The 16,773-nt window shown below is 70.8% G+C and carries 17 protein-coding genes; 10 read left to right on the forward strand and 7 right to left on the reverse strand.

Annotated elements, in window-relative coordinates:
- Window positions 1-81 precede the first annotated feature (81 nt).
- Both AB0L00_RS29370 and AB0L00_RS29375 read left to right on the forward strand, forming a co-directional pair.
- Window positions 82-693 carry a TetR/AcrR family transcriptional regulator gene (locus tag AB0L00_RS29370; RefSeq protein WP_364440317.1) on the forward strand — a complete coding sequence of 204 codons (612 nt, stop codon included), beginning with the start codon at window positions 82-84 and terminating at the stop codon, window positions 691-693.
- A complete protein-coding gene (locus tag AB0L00_RS29375) occupies window positions 690-1,739 on the forward strand; it encodes an ADP-ribosylglycohydrolase family protein (RefSeq protein WP_364440318.1) in 1,050 nt (349 codons plus the stop codon). The genes AB0L00_RS29370 and AB0L00_RS29375 overlap by 4 nt, the downstream gene beginning before the upstream one ends.
- A 206-nt stretch (window positions 1,740-1,945) precedes the next feature.
- Here the strand turns inward: AB0L00_RS29375 and dapF are convergent, their stop codons facing one another.
- Both dapF and miaA read right to left on the reverse strand, forming a co-directional pair.
- Window positions 1,946-2,761: a diaminopimelate epimerase gene (gene dapF / locus AB0L00_RS29380; protein WP_364440319.1), complete on the reverse strand. Its 816-nt coding sequence runs from the start codon at window positions 2,759-2,761 to the stop codon at window positions 1,946-1,948.
- Window positions 2,749-3,648: a tRNA (adenosine(37)-N6)-dimethylallyltransferase MiaA gene (gene miaA, locus AB0L00_RS29385; protein WP_364440382.1), complete on the reverse strand. Its 900-nt coding sequence runs from the start codon at window positions 3,646-3,648 to the stop codon at window positions 2,749-2,751. The genes dapF and miaA overlap by 13 nt, the downstream gene beginning before the upstream one ends.
- Before the next feature lie 229 nt (window positions 3,649-3,877).
- Between miaA and AB0L00_RS29390 the strand changes: the two genes are divergently transcribed.
- Window positions 3,878-4,558: a carbohydrate-binding protein gene (locus AB0L00_RS29390; protein ID WP_364440320.1), complete on the forward strand. Its 681-nt coding sequence runs from the start codon at window positions 3,878-3,880 to the stop codon at window positions 4,556-4,558.
- A 140-nt stretch (window positions 4,559-4,698) separates the two neighbouring features.
- Window positions 4,699-4,932 (forward strand): antitoxin, encoded by a 234-nt coding sequence (locus AB0L00_RS29395; RefSeq protein ID WP_364440321.1) that lies wholly within the window; start codon window positions 4,699-4,701, stop codon window positions 4,930-4,932.
- On the opposite strand, the gene AB0L00_RS29400 is transcribed toward AB0L00_RS29395, so the two are convergent.
- Window positions 4,927-5,604 carry a class III extradiol dioxygenase subunit B-like domain-containing protein gene (locus AB0L00_RS29400; protein WP_364440322.1) on the reverse strand — a complete coding sequence of 226 codons (678 nt, stop codon included), beginning with the start codon at window positions 5,602-5,604 and terminating at the stop codon, window positions 4,927-4,929. The two genes, AB0L00_RS29395 and AB0L00_RS29400, sit on opposite strands and share 6 nt — an antisense overlap.
- Window positions 5,605-5,611: 7 nt before the next feature.
- The gene (miaB, locus tag AB0L00_RS29405) at window positions 5,612-7,099 is read right to left on the reverse strand and encodes a tRNA (N6-isopentenyl adenosine(37)-C2)-methylthiotransferase MiaB (protein ID WP_364440323.1); all 1,488 of its coding nucleotides are present in this window, start codon (window positions 7,097-7,099) and stop codon (window positions 5,612-5,614) included.
- Window positions 7,100-7,290: 191 nt separating this feature from the next.
- Here miaB and AB0L00_RS29410 point away from each other — a divergent pair, with 191 nt between their 5' ends.
- The 4 genes from AB0L00_RS29410 (at window position 7,291) to AB0L00_RS29425 (ending at window position 10,721) form a co-directional block, all read left to right on the forward strand.
- Entirely contained in the window at window positions 7,291-8,073 is a 783-nt protein-coding gene (locus tag AB0L00_RS29410; RefSeq protein WP_345362063.1) for an amino acid ABC transporter ATP-binding protein, read from the forward strand.
- A gap of 80 nt (window positions 8,074-8,153) precedes the next feature.
- A complete protein-coding gene (locus tag AB0L00_RS29415) occupies window positions 8,154-9,008 on the forward strand; it encodes a glutamate ABC transporter substrate-binding protein (RefSeq protein WP_364440324.1) in 855 nt (284 codons plus the stop codon).
- 73 nt (window positions 9,009-9,081) lie between these two features.
- Entirely contained in the window at window positions 9,082-9,771 is a 690-nt protein-coding gene (locus AB0L00_RS29420; protein WP_364440325.1) for an amino acid ABC transporter permease, read from the forward strand.
- Window positions 9,768-10,721 carry an amino acid ABC transporter permease gene (locus tag AB0L00_RS29425; RefSeq protein ID WP_364440326.1) on the forward strand — a complete coding sequence of 318 codons (954 nt, stop codon included), beginning with the start codon at window positions 9,768-9,770 and terminating at the stop codon, window positions 10,719-10,721. Before AB0L00_RS29420 ends, AB0L00_RS29425 begins: the two co-directional genes overlap by 4 nt.
- Window positions 10,722-10,801: 80 nt before the next feature.
- Here the strand turns inward: AB0L00_RS29425 and AB0L00_RS29430 are convergent, their stop codons facing one another.
- Window positions 10,802-11,014, reverse strand: a complete 213-nt coding sequence (locus AB0L00_RS29430; RefSeq protein ID WP_364440327.1) for a hypothetical protein — start codon at window positions 11,012-11,014, stop codon at window positions 10,802-10,804.
- Between the two features lie 216 nt (window positions 11,015-11,230).
- Between AB0L00_RS29430 and AB0L00_RS29435 the strand changes: the two genes are divergently transcribed.
- Window positions 11,231-13,246: a prolyl oligopeptidase family serine peptidase gene (locus AB0L00_RS29435; protein WP_364440328.1), complete on the forward strand. Its 2,016-nt coding sequence runs from the start codon at window positions 11,231-11,233 to the stop codon at window positions 13,244-13,246.
- A gap of 82 nt (window positions 13,247-13,328) precedes the next feature.
- Here AB0L00_RS29435 and rny read toward each other — a convergent pair whose 3' ends face one another.
- Both rny and AB0L00_RS29445 read right to left on the reverse strand, forming a co-directional pair.
- The gene (gene rny / locus AB0L00_RS29440) at window positions 13,329-14,912 is read right to left on the reverse strand and encodes a ribonuclease Y (protein WP_364440329.1); all 1,584 of its coding nucleotides are present in this window, start codon (window positions 14,910-14,912) and stop codon (window positions 13,329-13,331) included.
- Window positions 14,913-15,333: 421 nt separating this feature from the next.
- The gene (locus AB0L00_RS29445; RefSeq protein WP_364440330.1) at window positions 15,334-16,248 is read right to left on the reverse strand and encodes a DUF6597 domain-containing transcriptional factor; all 915 of its coding nucleotides are present in this window, start codon (window positions 16,246-16,248) and stop codon (window positions 15,334-15,336) included.
- A 34-nt stretch (window positions 16,249-16,282) separates the two neighbouring features.
- Here AB0L00_RS29445 and AB0L00_RS29450 point away from each other — a divergent pair, with 34 nt between their 5' ends.
- Window positions 16,283-16,729 (forward strand): VOC family protein, encoded by a 447-nt coding sequence (locus AB0L00_RS29450; protein WP_364440331.1) that lies wholly within the window; start codon window positions 16,283-16,285, stop codon window positions 16,727-16,729.
- Window positions 16,730-16,773 lie beyond the last annotated feature (44 nt).

A 16,773-nucleotide genomic window follows, 5' to 3' on the forward strand; every position in this document is an offset into this window, starting at 1 on the left:
AATGTTCGTTCTCTTTGATCCCACGCTGGCATCGGTGATCGAGTTGTGTCAAGAACGAACGTTCGTTTTAGTATTGGCCCCATGCCCAAGGTCAGCGAGGAGCACCTCGAACAGCGTCGGCGGCAGATCCTCGACGCGGCCCGGCGGTGCTTCGGCCGCAAGGGTTTCCACCAGACGTCCATGCAGGACGTCTTCAAGGAGTCGGGCCTGTCGGCCGGCGCCGTCTACCGCTACTTCAAGAGCAAAGAGGAGATCGTCCGCGCCATCGCCGTCGAGAACCAGGGCCTCGTCACCGCCCTGCTCGAGGAGATCCTCAACGAGGAGACCCTGCCTCCACTCGAGGACGTGGTCGGCCGGTTCGCCGCGCGCGTCGAGTCCCTGCTGGTACACGACGGCCCGCTCCGGCTCGCGCCGGCCGGCTGGGTGGAGGCGATGCACAACCCCGCCCTGAGCCCCACCGTCCGCGAGCTGCTCACCGACACCCGGGAGTGGTGGGTCAAGCTCGCCGAACGAATGCGCGACGCGGGTCACCTGCCCGCCGACGCCGACCCACGGGCGGTCGGCGCCACGCTGTTCTGCCTGGTGCCGGGATTCGTCATCCAGAAACTCATCCTGGAGGACGTCGACGCCGCCGCCCTCCGAGCGGGCGTCGGCGCCCTGACCGGCCGAACGCGTGACAGACTGCGGTCATGATCGTCAATGGGCGCGCCGTCCTCGACAGCGTCATGGGGTTGTCGCTGGGGGACGCGTTCGGCCGGCGGTGGTTCTTCCGGTCCGGCGCCGAGGCCCGCCGGGAGATCGCCGCGCGCAGCCTTCCCGATGTCCCGGGAGGCGGCCGGCCGGGACCCGGTCAGAACTTCGGGCCCGGCCAGGTGTGGCACTGGACCGACGACACCGCGATGGCCCTCGGCATCGTGCGCGTGCTCCTGCGGCATGGGGAGATCGTCGAGGAGGATCTGGCCCGTGCGTTCGCCGACACCTACGCCGCCGATCCGGGCCGCGGGTACGGCGCCGGGATGCACGACCTGCTGCCGCTTCTCGGAGCGGAACCGGCCGCGTGGCGCACGGCGGCGCGGGCGCTGTTCGACGGGCAGGGCAGCCTCGGCAACGGCGCGGCGATGAGAGCCGCTCCGCTGGGCGCCTGGTTCGGCCCCGATCTCGAGCTCACCGTCGAGCAGGCACGGCGGTCCGCGCACGTCACCCACGCCCATCCCGAGGGCATCGCCGGTGCGATCGCGGTGGCCGTCGCGGCGTCCCTCGCCGTGGCCGGCTGGACCGACCACGAGGCCCGGTGGCGGCAGAGCCCGGGCGTGCCGCCGCGGACCCCGGCCGGGCGGGAGGGCGTGCTCTGGGGCGCCGACCTGCTCCGGGAGGTGGCGGCGCACACGCCCCCAGGGTCGACCCGGGACGGCACCCTGCGCGCCGCGGACCTACCGGGCGACACGCCCGCCTGGAAGGCCGCCGACGTCCTCGGCAACGGGCAGCGGATCCGCGCCGACGACACGGTTCCGTTCGCCCTGTGGTGCGCCGCCCACCATCTCGGCAGCCTCACCGACGCCCTCTGGACGACCGCCGAGGGCCTCGGCGACGTCGACACCACCTGCGCGATCACGGGTGGTGTCGTGGCCGCCCGCAACGGACGCGGCGACATGGGACGCGCCGGCCCCGCCATCGCCCCCGGCGAATGGCTGTACCTCGTCGAGACACTCCCGGACTGGATCTACCAAGGCCTCCAATGACCCGGCCGCGCCGCCGGTGTTGCCACGTCGCCGTCGTTGTGGACGGTGCGGTGCCGCGTTCCTCCCGGTTCGCGGGTCCACACCGGCGGCGAAGTGACGGACGGACGGCGGCGCCGTCAGCTCGGCCCGGCTCTTGTGGACGCCGGACGAGACGAACTCCGCGATGTCTTCCACCGTGGGCACGTACGCCGGGAACGGCGATTCGGTCAGCGGAGGGTGAGGCGGTCGAGGTGGAGGTCGCCTTCGGCGAGGAGGACGGCAGGGCCGCGCAGGAAGCTGGTCGTGCCGTCCAAAATCACGGTGAGGACGCCGCCCGGGACGGCTATCTCCCAGGTGCCGGTCGTGCGGCCCTCGGCGTGGGCGGCGGCGACGGCCGTCGCGACCGTGCCCGTACCGCAGGAGCGCGTCTCTCCCACTCCCCGCTCGTGAACCCGCATCTCCACCCGGCCGTCGCCGACCGGCTGGAACAGTTCGACGTTGACGCCCTCGGGGAAGACCGCCGCGTCGACGTCCGGGGCCCGCTCCAGGTCGAGGCGAGCGACGGGTTCGTCGATCAGGCAGGCCAGGTGCGGGTTGCCCATGGAGACGCGCAGGCCCGCGTACGTCCGGCCGGACAGCACCGCCCGGCCCTCCCCCAGGATCCGCGGGGCGCCCATGTCCACCGTCACGTCGCCGGTCGCGCCCAGGCTGACCGCGCGCACGCCCGCCCGCGTTCCGACCGCGAGGTCGCCGGGCGCGGCCAGGCCGCTGTCGACGAGGTACCGCGCGAACACCCGCACGCCGTTGCCGCACATCTCCGCGACGCTGCCGTCGGCGTTGCGGTAGTCCATGAACCACTCGGCGCCGAGGTCGTCGTGGCCGAGCGCCTTGGCGGGCACGACGCGCAGCACGCCGTCGGCGCCGATCCCGGCGCGCCGGTCGCACAGGGCGGCCACGAGGGACGGCGTCAGGTCGAGGGAGCCATCGAGGTCCGGCACGATCACGAAGTCGTTCTCGGTGCCGTGGCCCTTCACGAAGCGCATGAGCCGATCGTATCCAGCGCGGTCTCGACGGGCGCGTCGTAGGGGATCCAGCGCACCCGGGGGTCGCGGCGGAACCACGACTCCTGGCGACGGGCGAACCGCCGGGTGGCCCGGATCGTCTCCTGCTTCGCCTCCTCCTCGGTCCACTCCCCCGCCAGGAAGCGGAGCACCTGCGCGTAGCCGAGCGCGCGGCTCGCCGTGAGCCCGTCGCGCAGCCCGTACGGCTCCAGCCCGCGGACCTCGTCGACGAAGCCTGCCTTCCACATCCGCTCGACGCGCACTGCGATGCGCTCGTCGAGTTCGGGACGGGGGACGGTCAGCCCCAGTTGCACCGAGTCGCCGGTGTCGGCGTAGGACGGCATCGAGGCGGTGAAGGGCCGCCCGGTCATCTCGATCACCTCGAGCGCCCGGACGATCCGGCGTCCGTTGCTCGGCAGGATCGTGGCGGCGGCGGCCGGGTCGAGGCCGGCCAGCCGGGCGTGCAGCGCGGCGGACCCGTACTCGGCGAGCTCGCCCTCCAGCCGCGCCCGCAGCTCCGGGTCCGTGCCGGGGAACTCCAGGTCGTCCAGGACCGCCCGGACGTAGAGGCCGGACCCGCCGACCAGCAGCGGCGCCCGCCCGCGGCCGCGGATCTCCGCGACGGTCCGGCGGGCCAGCTCCTGGTACTCGGCGACGCTGGCCGTGCGGGTGACGTCCCACACGTCGAGCAGGTGGTGCGGTACGCCGCGCCACTCGGGCTCGGCGAGCTTGGCCGTGCCGATGTCCATACCCCGGTAGAGCTGCATCGAGTCGGCGTTGACGATCTCGCCGCCGAGCCGCAGCGCGAGCTCCACCGCGAGGTCGGATTTTCCCGCGGCGGTCGGGCCGACGACGGCGATCACCTTCATGTCCCCCACCGGCTCAATTCTGCCGTTTCCCCCGAGGTGCCGCCGCCACCCCCTCGCGGCGAGGCGCAGGACACCGGACAGACCGGTCAAGCACGTCCGGACTTTCCGTCACGCCTCCTTGTCGGACGGTCGGGCGCGGTCTACTATCAAGCCTGACTTTTAGGAAACTTTCCAGAAAGTCAATCGGAGCGCTCCTGGTCCCCTCCCCGCCCCCGACCTAGGAGGATCGATGCTGCTTCGCAAGTGGCTCCCCGGCCTGCTCGCGGCCGCTCTGTTCACCTTCATGACCGCCGGTGTGGCGGCGGCCGGCACCGTCCCGCCCGGCGCCGCCCGTTCCTCGGCTCGCCCCGCGGCCACCTGCACGGTGACGAGCACGCTCGCCGGCGACCACCTGACCACCCTGCAGATCGCCCAGATCGCCAAGAACAACGGTTTCACCGGACACGGGCTGGTCGTCTCGGTGGCCGTGGCGCTGGCCGAGAGCAGCGGCTGGACCCGGGCGGTCCTGGTCGACTCGGACTGCAGCCGTGACCGCGGGCTGTGGCAGATCAATTCCTACTGGCACTCCGAGGTGTCCGACGCCCAGGCGTTCGACCCGAACGGCGCGGCGCAGGCCGCCTACCGGATCTCCTCATCCGGTAACGACTGGACGCCGTGGACGACCTACACCAACGGCGCGTACCAGCAGCACATGGCCGAAGCCCAGCAGGCGGTGGACCAGCTGAACGGAGGCGGCGGGAGCGGCGGCACGGGCTGCGCCGGGCTGCCCGCCTGGAACGCCGGGACCGCCTACACCGGCGGGGCGGCCGTCTCCTACAACGGACACCGCTGGACGGCCAAGTGGTGGACCCAGGGTGACGTGCCCGGCGCGAACGCGCAGAACGTCTGGACCGACAACGGCTCCTGCTGACCCGCACCGCGCCCGGCTCCGGGGTCCCGGGGCCGGGCGCACGGTCTCACCTCGATGGGTTCCGCCGCCGGATATGGGGGCAGAGGGCCGATAGAGGGTGCCGAGGGGCGGTACCCCCCAAGAGGCGTCAGGAGGCCCGGATGTCCTTCATGGACAAGGTCAAGAATCTGCTCGGCCAGCACGGCGACAAGGTCGACGAGGCCATCGAGAAGGCCGGCGACATGGCCGACCGCAAGACCGGAGGGAAGTACTCCCGGCAGATCGACACGGCCCAGGAACAGGCCCACAGGTACGTGGAACGCTCCGGCGGACAGCGGCACACCCCCGAGGACCGCGAAGGAGGCGCCGACCCGATGGGCGGCCGCCCCTCATAGCGCGCGGCGGGCCCAGCTCCCGACGAGATACCCCACGCCGTACGGCGCCTCGTCCGCCAGGAGTTCCGCGTCGAACGACGCGTCTCCGGCCGCGCCGGCCAGCACCTGCCACGGCGCCCGCCCGGCCGCCCGCAGCTCGGCCGCCAGGGCGGGGTCGAGCCCGGCGAGAACGGTAGGGTCGCCCGCGCCCAGCGCCGCGGCCACCGTCGCGTCGAAACCGGCGGCCCGCGCGTCGAAGTAGCCCGGCGCGGCCTGGCTGCGGCACCCCGACGCGTCGCCCATAACCAGCAGCGCGACGGCAGGTGCCCGATCCGCCAGCTCCGCGCCGAGCCGGAGGCAGTCGTACGGCGAGGCGTCCTCGGCGACGCTCCGGAACACGGCCGGCCGGTCGCCGAGGAGCCACCGGCCGATGGTCAGGGACAGGGGCAACACGGGCTCGCCCGGCCCGACCGTCAGGTCGACGCCGTACGGCCGCAGGCCGCCCGCCGCGTCGGAGCCGAAGTCGCGATCGCCCGGCCCGGATCCCACCACGATGAGTAGATCGGCGGGGCGGAGCCGGCGCACCGCCGCGTCGCACGCCGCCCGCAGGCCGTCGAGTTCGGCGGCCGCACCGCCCGCCACCTCGGGCACCAGCAGCGGCGGATGCGGGCACACCGCCGCGGAGGTCAGCACGGCGAGGTCACGGGCAGGAGGAGACCGGCGGCGTCGCGGGCCGGCCGATGCCCGGCATGCCCAGTGGGACGCCCTTCGGCGCGGCCGTGCGCCGCTCCCAGGCGTCGCCCGCCCGGGTGCGCCGGACGGCGCGGACCGGTCCGTCCGCGACCAGGTGGTGCGGGGCCGCGTAGGTGACCTCGACGGTCGCCATGTCACCCGGCCGGGGCGTCTCGGTGTCCTCGCCGAGGCCGAAGTGGACGAGCCGGTTGTCGGGCGCCCGCCCGGACATCCGGTGGGTGCGCTGGTCCTTGCGGCCCTCGCCCTCGGCGACGAGCACCTCGAGGGTGCGGCCGAGCTGCTTCTTGTTCTCCGCCCAGGAGATCTCCTCCTGCAGGGCGATGAGGCGCTCGTACCGCTCCTGCACGACCTCCTTCGGCACCTGGCCGGCCATCTCCGCCGCCGGCGTGCCGGGCCGCTTGGAGTACTGGAAGGTGAAGGCGCCGGCGAACCGGGCCTCGCGCACGACGTGCAGGGTCTGCTCGAAGTCCTCCTCGGTCTCCCCCGGGAAGCCGACGATGATGTCCGTGGTGATCGCGGCCTCCGGGATCGCGGCGCGGACCCGCTCGATGATCCCGAGGTAGCGCTCCTGACGGTAGGAGCGCCGCATGGCCTTCAGCACCGGGTCGGACCCGGACTGCAGCGGCATGTGCAGCGACGGCATGACGTTCGGCGTCTCGGCCATCGCGGCGATCACGTCGTCGGTGAAGTCGCGCGGGTGCGGCGAGGTGAACCGGACCCGCTCCAGCCCCTCCACCTCCCCGCAGGAGCGCAGCAGCTTGGCGAACGCGCCCCGGTCCCCGAACTCCGCGCCGTAGGAGTTGACGTTCTGCCCGAGGAGGGTGATCTCGCAGACGCCCTCGGCGACCAGCGCCTCGACCTCGGCGAGGATCTCGCCGGGGCGGCGGTCCTTCTCCTTGCCGCGCAGCGACGGCACGATGCAGAAGGTGCAGGTGTTGTTGCAGCCGACCGAGATCGACACCCACGCGGCGTACGGGGACTCGCGGCGGGTCGGCAGCGTGCTCGGGAACGTCTCGAGCGCTTCCTTGATCTCGACCTGCGCCTCTTCCTGGACGCGGGCGCGCTCGAGCAGGACCGGCAGCGAGCCGACGTTGTGGGTGCCGAAGACGACGTCCACCCAGGGGGCGCGCTTGACGATCGTGTCGCGGTCCTTCTGCGCCAGGCAGCCGCCGACCGCGATCTGCATGCCGGCGTGGCTCTCCTTCACCGGCCGCAGGTGGCCGAGGTTGCCGTACAGCCGGTTGTCGGCGTTCTCCCGTACGGCGCACGTGTTGAACACGACGACGTCGGGCGTCGCGTCGTCGTCCGCGCGGGCGTAGCCGGCGTCCTCCAGCAGCCCGGCGAGCCGCTCGGAGTCGTGCACGTTCATCTGGCAGCCGTACGTGCGGATCTCGTACGTACGGGGCCGGTCGTCGAATGTCGTGGGCGCGCTCATCTCATAGGAAAGAGTACGCGCGCCCGGCGCCGGACGGTGACTCGATCACGCTCACGCCGCGCCGGCCCCGTACAAGATCGACTTCAGCGGGTCGGCGCCGCTCCGCCGCAGGCAAATGCCTTCTGCAACGTGACCGGATCGGTACCTGGGCTCTGCTTTCTTGGCAATTCCGTGACGTACGCTTTGCGCACATGACGGACAGCGGCAAGGAGGCCCGGGAGGCCGAGGTGAGTGGCGGCGGACCTCTCGTCGTGCTTGAGAACGTGAACAAGTACTACGGCGAGCACCATGTCCTCAAGGACATCGACCTCACCATCCATCGTGGCGAGGTCGTGGTCGTGATCGGCCCGTCGGGCGGCGGCAAGTCGACGCTGTGCCGCACGATCAACCGGCTCGAGCCCATCGAGGGCGGCACCATCCGGATCGACGGCAAGCCGCTGCCCGAGGAGGGCAGGGCGCTGGCGCAGCTGCGCGCCGACGTGGGGATGGTCTTCCAGTCGTTCAACCTGTTCGCGCACAAGACGATCCTGCAGAACGTCACGCTCGGTCCGATCAAGGTTCGCAAGACGGACAAGACCGAGGCCGAGCAGCGCGCGATGGAGCTCCTCGAGCGGGTGGGCATCGCCTCGCAGGCCGAGAAGTACCCCGCGCAGCTGTCCGGCGGCCAGCAGCAGCGCGCCGCGATCGCCCGGGCGCTCGCGATGCGGCCCAAGGTCATGTTGTTCGACGAGCCGACCTCGGCCCTCGACCCGGAGATGGTCAAAGAGGTCCTCGACGTAATGATCAACCTCGCCGCCGAGGGCATGACGATGGTCGTGGTGACCCACGAGATGGGGTTCGCCCGGGCGTCGGCCAACAAGGTGGTGTTCATGGCGGACGGCCAGATCGTCGAGGAGAACACCCCCGGAGAGTTCTTCACCAACGCGCGGAGCGACCGCGCCAAGGACTTCCTCTCCAAGATCCTGACGCACTGACCGCGACCGGTTCGACGGATCAGATTCATCCGACCCGAGGAACCGCGGCGCGCGGTTCTGCCACAACACAGGGGATAGAAATGCGAGTACGTCACTTCGGGGTCGTCGCCGCCGCGCTCGCGGTGGCCACGGCGGGCATCTCCGGCTGTGCCGCGAAGAAGAGCACGACGGTGGTCGACAAGGCCAAGGACGGCAAGAAGATCGTCATCGGCGTCAAGTACGACCAGCCCGCCCTCGGCATGAAGACCGGCAGCGGGGTCGAGGGCTTCGACATCGACGTCGCCAAGTACATCGCCAAGAAGCTCGGCGTCAAGAACGACAGCAAGATCGAGTTCAAGGAGGCCCGGTCGGCCAACCGGGAGACCTTCCTGCAGAACGGCACGGTCGACATGGTGATCGCCACCTACTCGATCACCGATGCGCGTAAGCCGAAGGTCACCTTCGGCGGCCCGTACGTCGTCACCCACCAGGACCTGATGGTCCGGGCGAACGACAGCTCGATCACGAGCCTGCAGTCCCTCAAGGGCAAGAAGCTGTGCGCGGTGTCCGGGTCGAACTCCTGGAAGAACATCACCGAGGGCACCAACAAGCTGAACGCGAAGGTCGCCGCCGTCACCGTCCCGGCCCAGGGCTACGAGGAGTGCATCACCAAGCTCAAGGGCGGCTCGGTCGACGCGGTCTCCACCGACGCGACCATCCTCGGCGGCTTCGCCGTCCGTGAGGGCTCGGCGGTCAAGGTCGTCAACGCGCCGTTCACGGACGAGAAGTACGGCGTCGGCCTCAAGAAGGGCGACACCAAGACCTGCAACGCCGTGAACGACGCGATCAAGTCGATGTACTCCGACGGCACCGCCAAGCAGCTGTGGGAGAAGTGGTTCGCCAAGGCGAACCTCCCCTTCGACGCGACCGCCCCCACCCCGGAAGGCTGCAGCTGAGCCGCAGGTACGGGATCGGCGCCGGTGGGCCGCACGGGCTCACCGGCGCCGCTCGTAAGAGCGTAGGAGTGAGATGAACTGGAACGTACTCCTCGACTTCAGCCCGCTGGCGGACAACACTGACAAGCTGCTCTCGGCCTTCTGGGCGAACATCCGGATCTCCGTGACGGTGGGCATCCTCTCCCTGGTGATCGGCACGCTGATCACCGGGATGCGGGTCTCCCCCATCCGGGTGCTGCGGATCGCCGGCACGTTCTACGTCAACACGTTGCGGAACACCCCGCTCACGTTGGTGCTGCTGTTCTGCAGCCTGGGGCTGAGCGACACGCTGAAGTTCAGGATCTCCAACACGTCGACCGTCAACTTCTTCTGGCTGGCGGTCATCGGCATGTCGTTCTACACGGCGGCGTTCGTCGCCGAGTCCCTGCGGGCCGGCATCAACACGGTGCCGATGGGACAGGCGGAGGCGGCGCGGGCGATCGGGCTCACCTTCACCCAGTCGCTGCGCATGGTGATCATGCCGCAGGCGTTCCGCGCGGTCATCGCGCCGCTCGGCAGCGTCATGATCGCGATGATCAAGAACACGACGGTGGTCCTGGTCGCGAGCTACTACGAGGCGGCCTCGCTGATGAAGGACATGTTCGAGCAGTACGGCGCGACCCTGCCGATCTTCGTCGGCTTCGCGGTCGGCTTCATGTGCCTCACCCTGCCGACCGGGTTCTTCTTCAACTGGCTGGCCAAGCGAATGGCGGTGGCCCGGTGACGACCGTGACGGACACCAAGCCGGCGCCCCCGCGCGCCAAGAAGCGGCAGGCGTCGGTCCTGTTCGACGCGCCGGGCCCGAAGGCCCGGATGCGGCACAACATCCTGACGCTCATCGCGGCGATCGCCATCCTCGGCATCATCTACGTCGTCATCGCCCGGTTCCACAAAGAAGGCCAACTGCAGGGCAAGCTGTGGAAGCCGTTCATCCAGGGCTCGACCTGGACGGACTACATCCTTCCCGGCATCGGCGGCACGCTGAAGGCGTCCCTCGCCGCGGCCGTGCTCGCACTGATCTTCGGCGTGGTGTTCGGGCTCGGGCGCATGTCCGACCACCGGTGGATCAGGATCCCGGCCGGGGCGATCGTCGAGTTCTTCCGCGCGATCCCGCTGCTGATCCTGATCTTCTTCGTCTTCAGTGGACCACCGACGATCGCGAACGCCTTGAACCGGGAGTTCCCCGAGGTCAGCGCGTTCGCCGCGCTCGTCGTCGGGCTGATGCTCTACAACGGCTCCGTGCTGGCGGAGATCTTCCGGGCGGGGATCAACTCGGTGCCCCGAGGCCAGTCGGAGGCGGCGTACGCGATCGGCCTGCGCAAGGGCGGCGTGATGCGGCTCATCCTGATCCCGCAGGCCACCACCGCGATGATGCCGGCGATCGTCAGCCAGCTCGTCGTCCTGCTGAAGGACTCGGCGCTGGGCTGGATCATCGCGTACGAGGACCTGCTCAACACGGGGTACCGGCTCATCCCGACGCAGTACGGCAACCTCATCCCGGCCGCGATCGTGATCGCGCTGATCTACATCGCGATGAACCTGTCGCTCAGCTACCTCGCCACCTGGCTGGAGAAGCGCAGCCGGCGCAGCCGCAAGAGCTCCGCCAAGACGCTCGGCACCGGCGGTGCCCTGCCCGGCGCGGGAATGTCGCAGGACGCCGTCATGCCCACCTGAGCAGGCGACGACGTGAAACGGGCCGGTGGTCGATCCACCGGCCCGTCCGCGTTCACGCCCTCTCAGGGACCGGTGTGACCCTAGAGCGCCGAAACCGGGAGAGCATAGATCCCGTCGCCCAGCGATCCGCTTCTCTGCCCGAGGTGGAAGACGACGCCAGCCGCGAACCGATCACCCAGCCGCTCGCGCAGCCACCGGAGATGCCGATCGGCATCTCTTTGCGGCGCCGCGCTGGCCTTGACCTCGATGGCCACGACCCGACCGTCGGGCCCCTCAAGAATGAAGTCGATCACAGCTACCGTACCGACAAAACTTAAGTTGCTTTTTGATTTTGTCGGCATCCTGCTTCTACTTTTGTCGAGCGACCGCAGGACGAGGCAGTGCCCCCGACACGGTGGGCGCTGGGGATCGGCCCCCACCCGTGCGGCTGGGCGGACGCGGCGATGTTCGCCCCTGTCAAGTCTCGGGTCGAGGTCCCATGAGCGCCCGGTTTGCGAGACGATTCCGATATGACCGCTCGCGCTACCGCCCCCTATGGATCCTGGTCCTCTCCGATCTCCGCCGCCGACGTGGCCCGCGCGCGCCTGCGACTCAGCTACCCCACCATCCACGGTGATCGGGTGTGGTGGCAGGAGACCCGCCCGGATAAGGGCGGCCGGACCACGATCGTGCGGTCCGGCGTCGACCTGCTGCCCGCGCCGTGGAACGCCCGTACCCGCGTGCACGAGTACGGCGGGCGGTCATACATCCCCCTTCCCGACGGCGACGTGGTCTTCGCCAACTACGAGGACCAGCGGCTCTACCGGCTGACGCCGGGCGAGCTGCCGCGCCCGCTGACCCCGGAGCCCGCGCAGCCCGCCGGCCTCCGCTACGCCGACTTCGCGCTCGCGCCGGACGCCCAGCACATCTGGTGCGTCTGCGAGGGCCACACCACCGCGGGCGTACGCCGGGCGATCGTCGCGGTCCCCGTCGACGGCAGCGCAGCGGAGAACGCCGGGGCGATCCGCGAGCTCGTCAGCGGCGCCGACTTCTACGCCTTCCCCACACCGTCCCCGGAGGGCGGTCACCTCGCCTGGATGCAGTGGAGCCACCCGCGAATGCCGTGGGACGGCACCGAGGTGCGGGTCGCCGCGTTCGACGAGACGGGCGCGCTGGACCGGCCGCGGCAGGTCAAGGGCGGCCTGAACGAGTCGGTGCTGGCGCCCACCTGGCTCAGCGAGTCCCGGCTGTACGTCGTGTCCGACTGGCCGGGCTGGTGGAACCTCTACGAGCTCGGCCTGCACGGCGAGTCCCCGCAGGCGCTGTACCCGGCCGAGGAGGAGTTCGCCGGAGCGCTGTGGCAGCTCGGCGGCCGCCCGTACGCCGTCCTGGACGACGGCCGCATCGCGGTACTGCACGGCCAGGGCGACCAGCGGCTCGGTCTGTACGACCCGGAGACGGCCGAGATGGTCGACTTCGACCTGCCCTACACCGACTGGAAACCTCAGCTCTCCGCCGACGGAACGAGCATCGTGGGCATCGCGGGCGCACCCGACATCCCCTGGTCGGTGGTCGTGGTGGACGCCGACAGCGGCGAGGCGAAGGTGCTGCGCAGCGAGCTCGACTCCCCGCCCGAGGCGGCCTATCTCCCGCTGCCGCGCGCCCAGGAGCTCGAGGGCCCGTTCGGGCGCCCGGTGCACGCCTACGTGTACCCGCCGTCCAACCCGGCCTTCCAGGCCCCTGCGGGCGAGCTGCCGCCGTACGTCGTGTTCGTGCACGGCGGCCCGACCGATCATGGCACGAGCGTGCTGGACCTGGAGATCGCCTACTTCACCAGCCGGGGCATCGGCGTGATCGACGTGAACTACGGCGGCTCCACCGGATACGGCCGTGCCTACCGCGAACGGCTGCGCCGCCAGTGGGGGATCGTGGACGTCGAGGACAGCGTGGCCGCCGCCGAGGCGCTCATCCGCAGTGGCGCCGCCGATCCCGGGCGGCTGGCCATCCGCGGCGGCAGCGCCGGCGGCTGGACGACGCTCTGCGCGGTGACGCAGACGGACCTGTTCAAGGCGGGCACCTCCTACTTCGGCATCTCCGACCCGCAGAACTGGCTCAAGGAGACCCACGATTTCGAATCGACCTACCTGTACGGGCTGATCGGGCCGATCCCCGGCTTCGAGCGCACCTACGAGGAGCGCTCCCCGATCGCGCGCGCGTCGGAGGTCGCCTGCCCCGTACTGCTCCTGCAGGGCCTGGACGACCCGATCGTCTCCCCGCCGCAGTCCGAGCGGTTCGCCGAGGCGATGGCGAGCAAGCAGACGCCGTACGCGTATCTCACGTTCGAGGGAGAGTCGCACGGGTTCCGGCGCGCCGACACGGTCATCGCCTGCCTGGAGGCCGAGCTCGCCTTCTACGGGCAGACGCTGGGGTTCGAGCCGAAGGACGTCGCGCCGATCGAGCTCACCGTCGGCCGCCCGCCTGCCGAGCAGGCTGACGCGCCGGGGCAGGAGGCCGCCGTTTCGGAGGACGCCGAGACCTCCGCCTGAGGCCTCCGAGCCCGCCCACACCCGGCCGGGCCGTCCGGCCGGGGACCGGGGCATGGTCCTGGAGCGAGGTGGGCCGCGGTCGTCAGCGGGCGAACTCCGTGGCGCGCGACTCGCGGACCACGGTGATCCGGATCTGACCGGGGTAGGTCAGCTCCTCCTCCACCTGCTTGGCGATGTCGTGCGCGATGACCTGCGCCTGCAGGTCGTCCACCGAATCGGGCCGCACCATCACCCGGATCTCCCGGCCGGCCTGCATGGCGAAGACCTTCTCGACGCCCTCGCGCGTGGCCGCGATCTCCTCGAGCCGTTCGAGCCGCTTGACGTACGCCTCCAGCGACTCGCGCCGCGCACCCGGACGGCCTCCGCTGATGGAGTCCGCCGCCTGGGTCAGCACCGCCTCCACGGTGCGCACCTCGACCTCGTTGTGGTGCGCCTCGATGGCGTGCACGACGTCCTCGTCCTCGCCGTACCGCCGGGCGATCTCCGCGCCGATCAGCGCGTGGCTGCCCTCGACCTCGTGCGTCAGCGCCTTGCCGATGTCGTGCAGCAGCGTGCACCGCTTCAGCAGCGGAACCGGCAGCCTCAGCTCGGCCGCCATGACCCCGGCCAGATGCGCCGACTCGATGAGGTGCGCCAGGACGTTCTGCCCGTACGACGTCCGGTACCGCAGGCGGCCCAGCAACGTGATCAGCTCCGGGTGCATTTCGGTGAGCCCCAGCTCCAGCAGGGCGTCCTCACCGGAGCGCACGCACAACTGCTCGACCTCGGCCTTGCTGTGCTCGTAGATCTCCTCGATCCGCTGCGGATGGATCCGGCCGTCGAGGACCAGCTTCTCCAGCGTCAGCCGGCCGACCTCCCGGCGTACGGGGTCGAAGCAGCTCAGCAGCACGGCCTCGGGCGTGTCATCGATGATGAGGTTCACGCCGGTCGTCGTCTCGAAGGAACGGATGTTGCGGCCCTCACGGCCGATGATCCGGCCCTTCATCTCGTCGCTGGGCAGGTGCAGCACCGACACGACCGACTCCGCGGTCTGCTCGCTGGCGACCCGCTGGATCGCCAGGGTCACGATCTTGCGGGCGCGCTTCTCGCCCTCTTCGCGCGCCTCGTTCTCGATATCCCGCGTGATCAGAGCGGCCTCGCGTTTGGCCTGGTTCTCGATCAGGGTGACGAGCTCGGTCTTGGCCTGCTCGGAGGTGAGCCCGGCGGCCCGCTCGAGCACGCTCTTGCGCTCGTCGTCGAGCCGGTCGAGCGCGGCCCGCCGCTCCTTCAGCGCCTGCTTGGCGTCGGCCAGCTCACGGGCACGCTCCTCCAGGCGGCGCACCTCGTCGTCCAGCCGGTGCTCGCGCTCGGCGAGCCGGGCCTCGCGGCGCTCGAGATCCTCGCGGAGCGCCCGCAGGTCCTCCTTCAGCGACTTGATCTCGTCCTCGACCTCGGACCGCGCCGCCGCGGACGCCTCCCGCGCCTTGACCTCGGCGTCGCTGATGATCTCCTGGGCGTCTGCCCGGGCCTTGGTGACGATCTCGTCGGCGCCCCGCTGCGCCTCCGCCTGCTCCTCGTTCGCCGCGACCGTACGGGCGGCGGCGTCGAAGCGGCGCAGCACGATGAGGACCAGGACGACCAGCGCCAGGATGACCACCAGTGCCGCACCTGTCACGACGTAGATCACGGCACTGACCCCTCTCCTCGACGCTGCGGCATCAGGAGGCCCTGATGTCGGCGACGCGAGGCGTTACGGGCGCGCCGTACGGTCCCGGGACGGCCGCGACCAGCACCTCCGGCCGACCGCCGGACGCGCATGGTCAGGCGGGCTCCGGAGCGTTCCAGAACCCTGGCTATGCGAACCACCGGCCGCGAGAGCCGGGCACAACACCTTCCAACTGGTCGAACGCGGTCAGTCCTATGGCAATCCGCACTGCGCGGAGTAACACCTCACTGCGGTAACCGTAAGCGGCCAAGAGGTAATGGGCAAGAAAAGACCCCACGTTCCGGACGATTCACTCGATCTTTCCTGTAACGGTCCATGTCAGGGTCGAGGCAGAGGTGTGAGCGGGTCACCGCCGACAGCCGGTTTCGAGGAGCCCGTCGGGTCAAGCCGGGAAGTCATGCCCTGTGTCACCGGGCCTGCCGGCCGGCGCCGCGGACGGGTGGCGTTCGGCCAGCAGCGCGGAGGGCGCCAGCCCTGCCAGGACACGCACCTCCCGGCTCAGATGGGCCTGATCGGCGTATCCGGCGGAGACCGCGAGCTCGGCCAGCGACCGCGCCGGCCGGACCGGGCCGGACAGTGTACGGGCCCGGTCCAGCCGCGTACGGGCCCGATCCGACACCGGCCGCGTACGGCCCTGGTCGGACGGTGTACGGGCCTGGTCGGACAATGTCAGGAAGCGTTGGAGGCGCGCCACGCGCCGCAGGGTCCGCGGCTCCAGCCCGGTCGCGGCCAGGAGCAGACGGCGCAACTGGCGCTCGGAGAGGTCGATCTCCCCCGCGAGGTCCGCGACCCTTGTCCCGGTTCGCATGAGACGACGGACGGCGTACTCGATCCGCCGGTCCTCCGGCGGCCCGTCCACGGCGGGCGACCAGCGCCGACCGCGCCACACGCCGTCCGCGATCCGTCCCGCCTCTGCGGCCGGGAACAGCTCGCGGAGCGGCACCTGAAGGTCGCGCAGCTCGTACGCGGGCAGGCCGAGCACCGTGCCGATGGCGGTGGTACGGATGCGCAGTCCCCGCAGGCGTTCCCCACCGCGCAACCGGGGCAGGGCGGGCTCCGTCGCCGGCCCCACGACGACCGCGCTCCCGTCCGCCGAGACGATCACATCCGCGCAGGCGTCCGGCAGCACCCGCTGCACGTAGCCGTCCACCCGCTCGTCGACGCTCTGCTCCCACCAGCACCGCACGAACGGGTGCGGCTCCGCCGGAGCGATCTCACGGTAGAGCGAAGCCGCGTCCGGCCCGGCCAAGGACGCCCTGTCCGGCCAGGTCAAGGCCGTTGTGTCCGATTCGTTCAAGACCGCCTCCCCACGCCCGCGCCATGCTGGGAGCATGGAACAGCAAGCACACTTCATCACCCTGTCGACGCCCGACCTCGACGCCGCCCGCGCCTTCTACCGCGACGGGCTCGGCTGGACACCGCTCCTGGACGTCCCCGGCGAAATCATTTTCTTCCAGATCGCCCCCGGCCTGGTCCTGGGCCTGTTCGAGGCGACCAAGTTCGTCGCCGACATGCAGGGCACGGCGGCCGACGGGAAACTCGGCGGCCTCACCCTGTCCCAGAACGTCGCGACCCCCGCCGACGTCGAGACCACCGTGAAGCGCGCCGTCGAGGCCGGCGGAACGCTCATCAAGAGCCCGCAGACCGCGGAGTTCGGCGGCTACCACGGCCATGTCGCCGACCCGAACGGCGTCGTCTGGGAGATCTGCCACAACCCCGGCTGGCGGGTCGACGAGACCGGCCGCGTCCACCTGACACCGATCGAGAACACGCCCTGACGTCCGCTCCGGCCTGCGGACCGGAGCACCGCGGACGATCCCGG

The sequence above is a fragment of the Actinoallomurus sp. NPDC052308 genome (assembly GCF_040679195.1).
Classification (GTDB): Bacteria; Actinomycetota; Actinomycetes; order Streptosporangiales; family Streptosporangiaceae; genus Actinoallomurus; species Actinoallomurus liliacearum.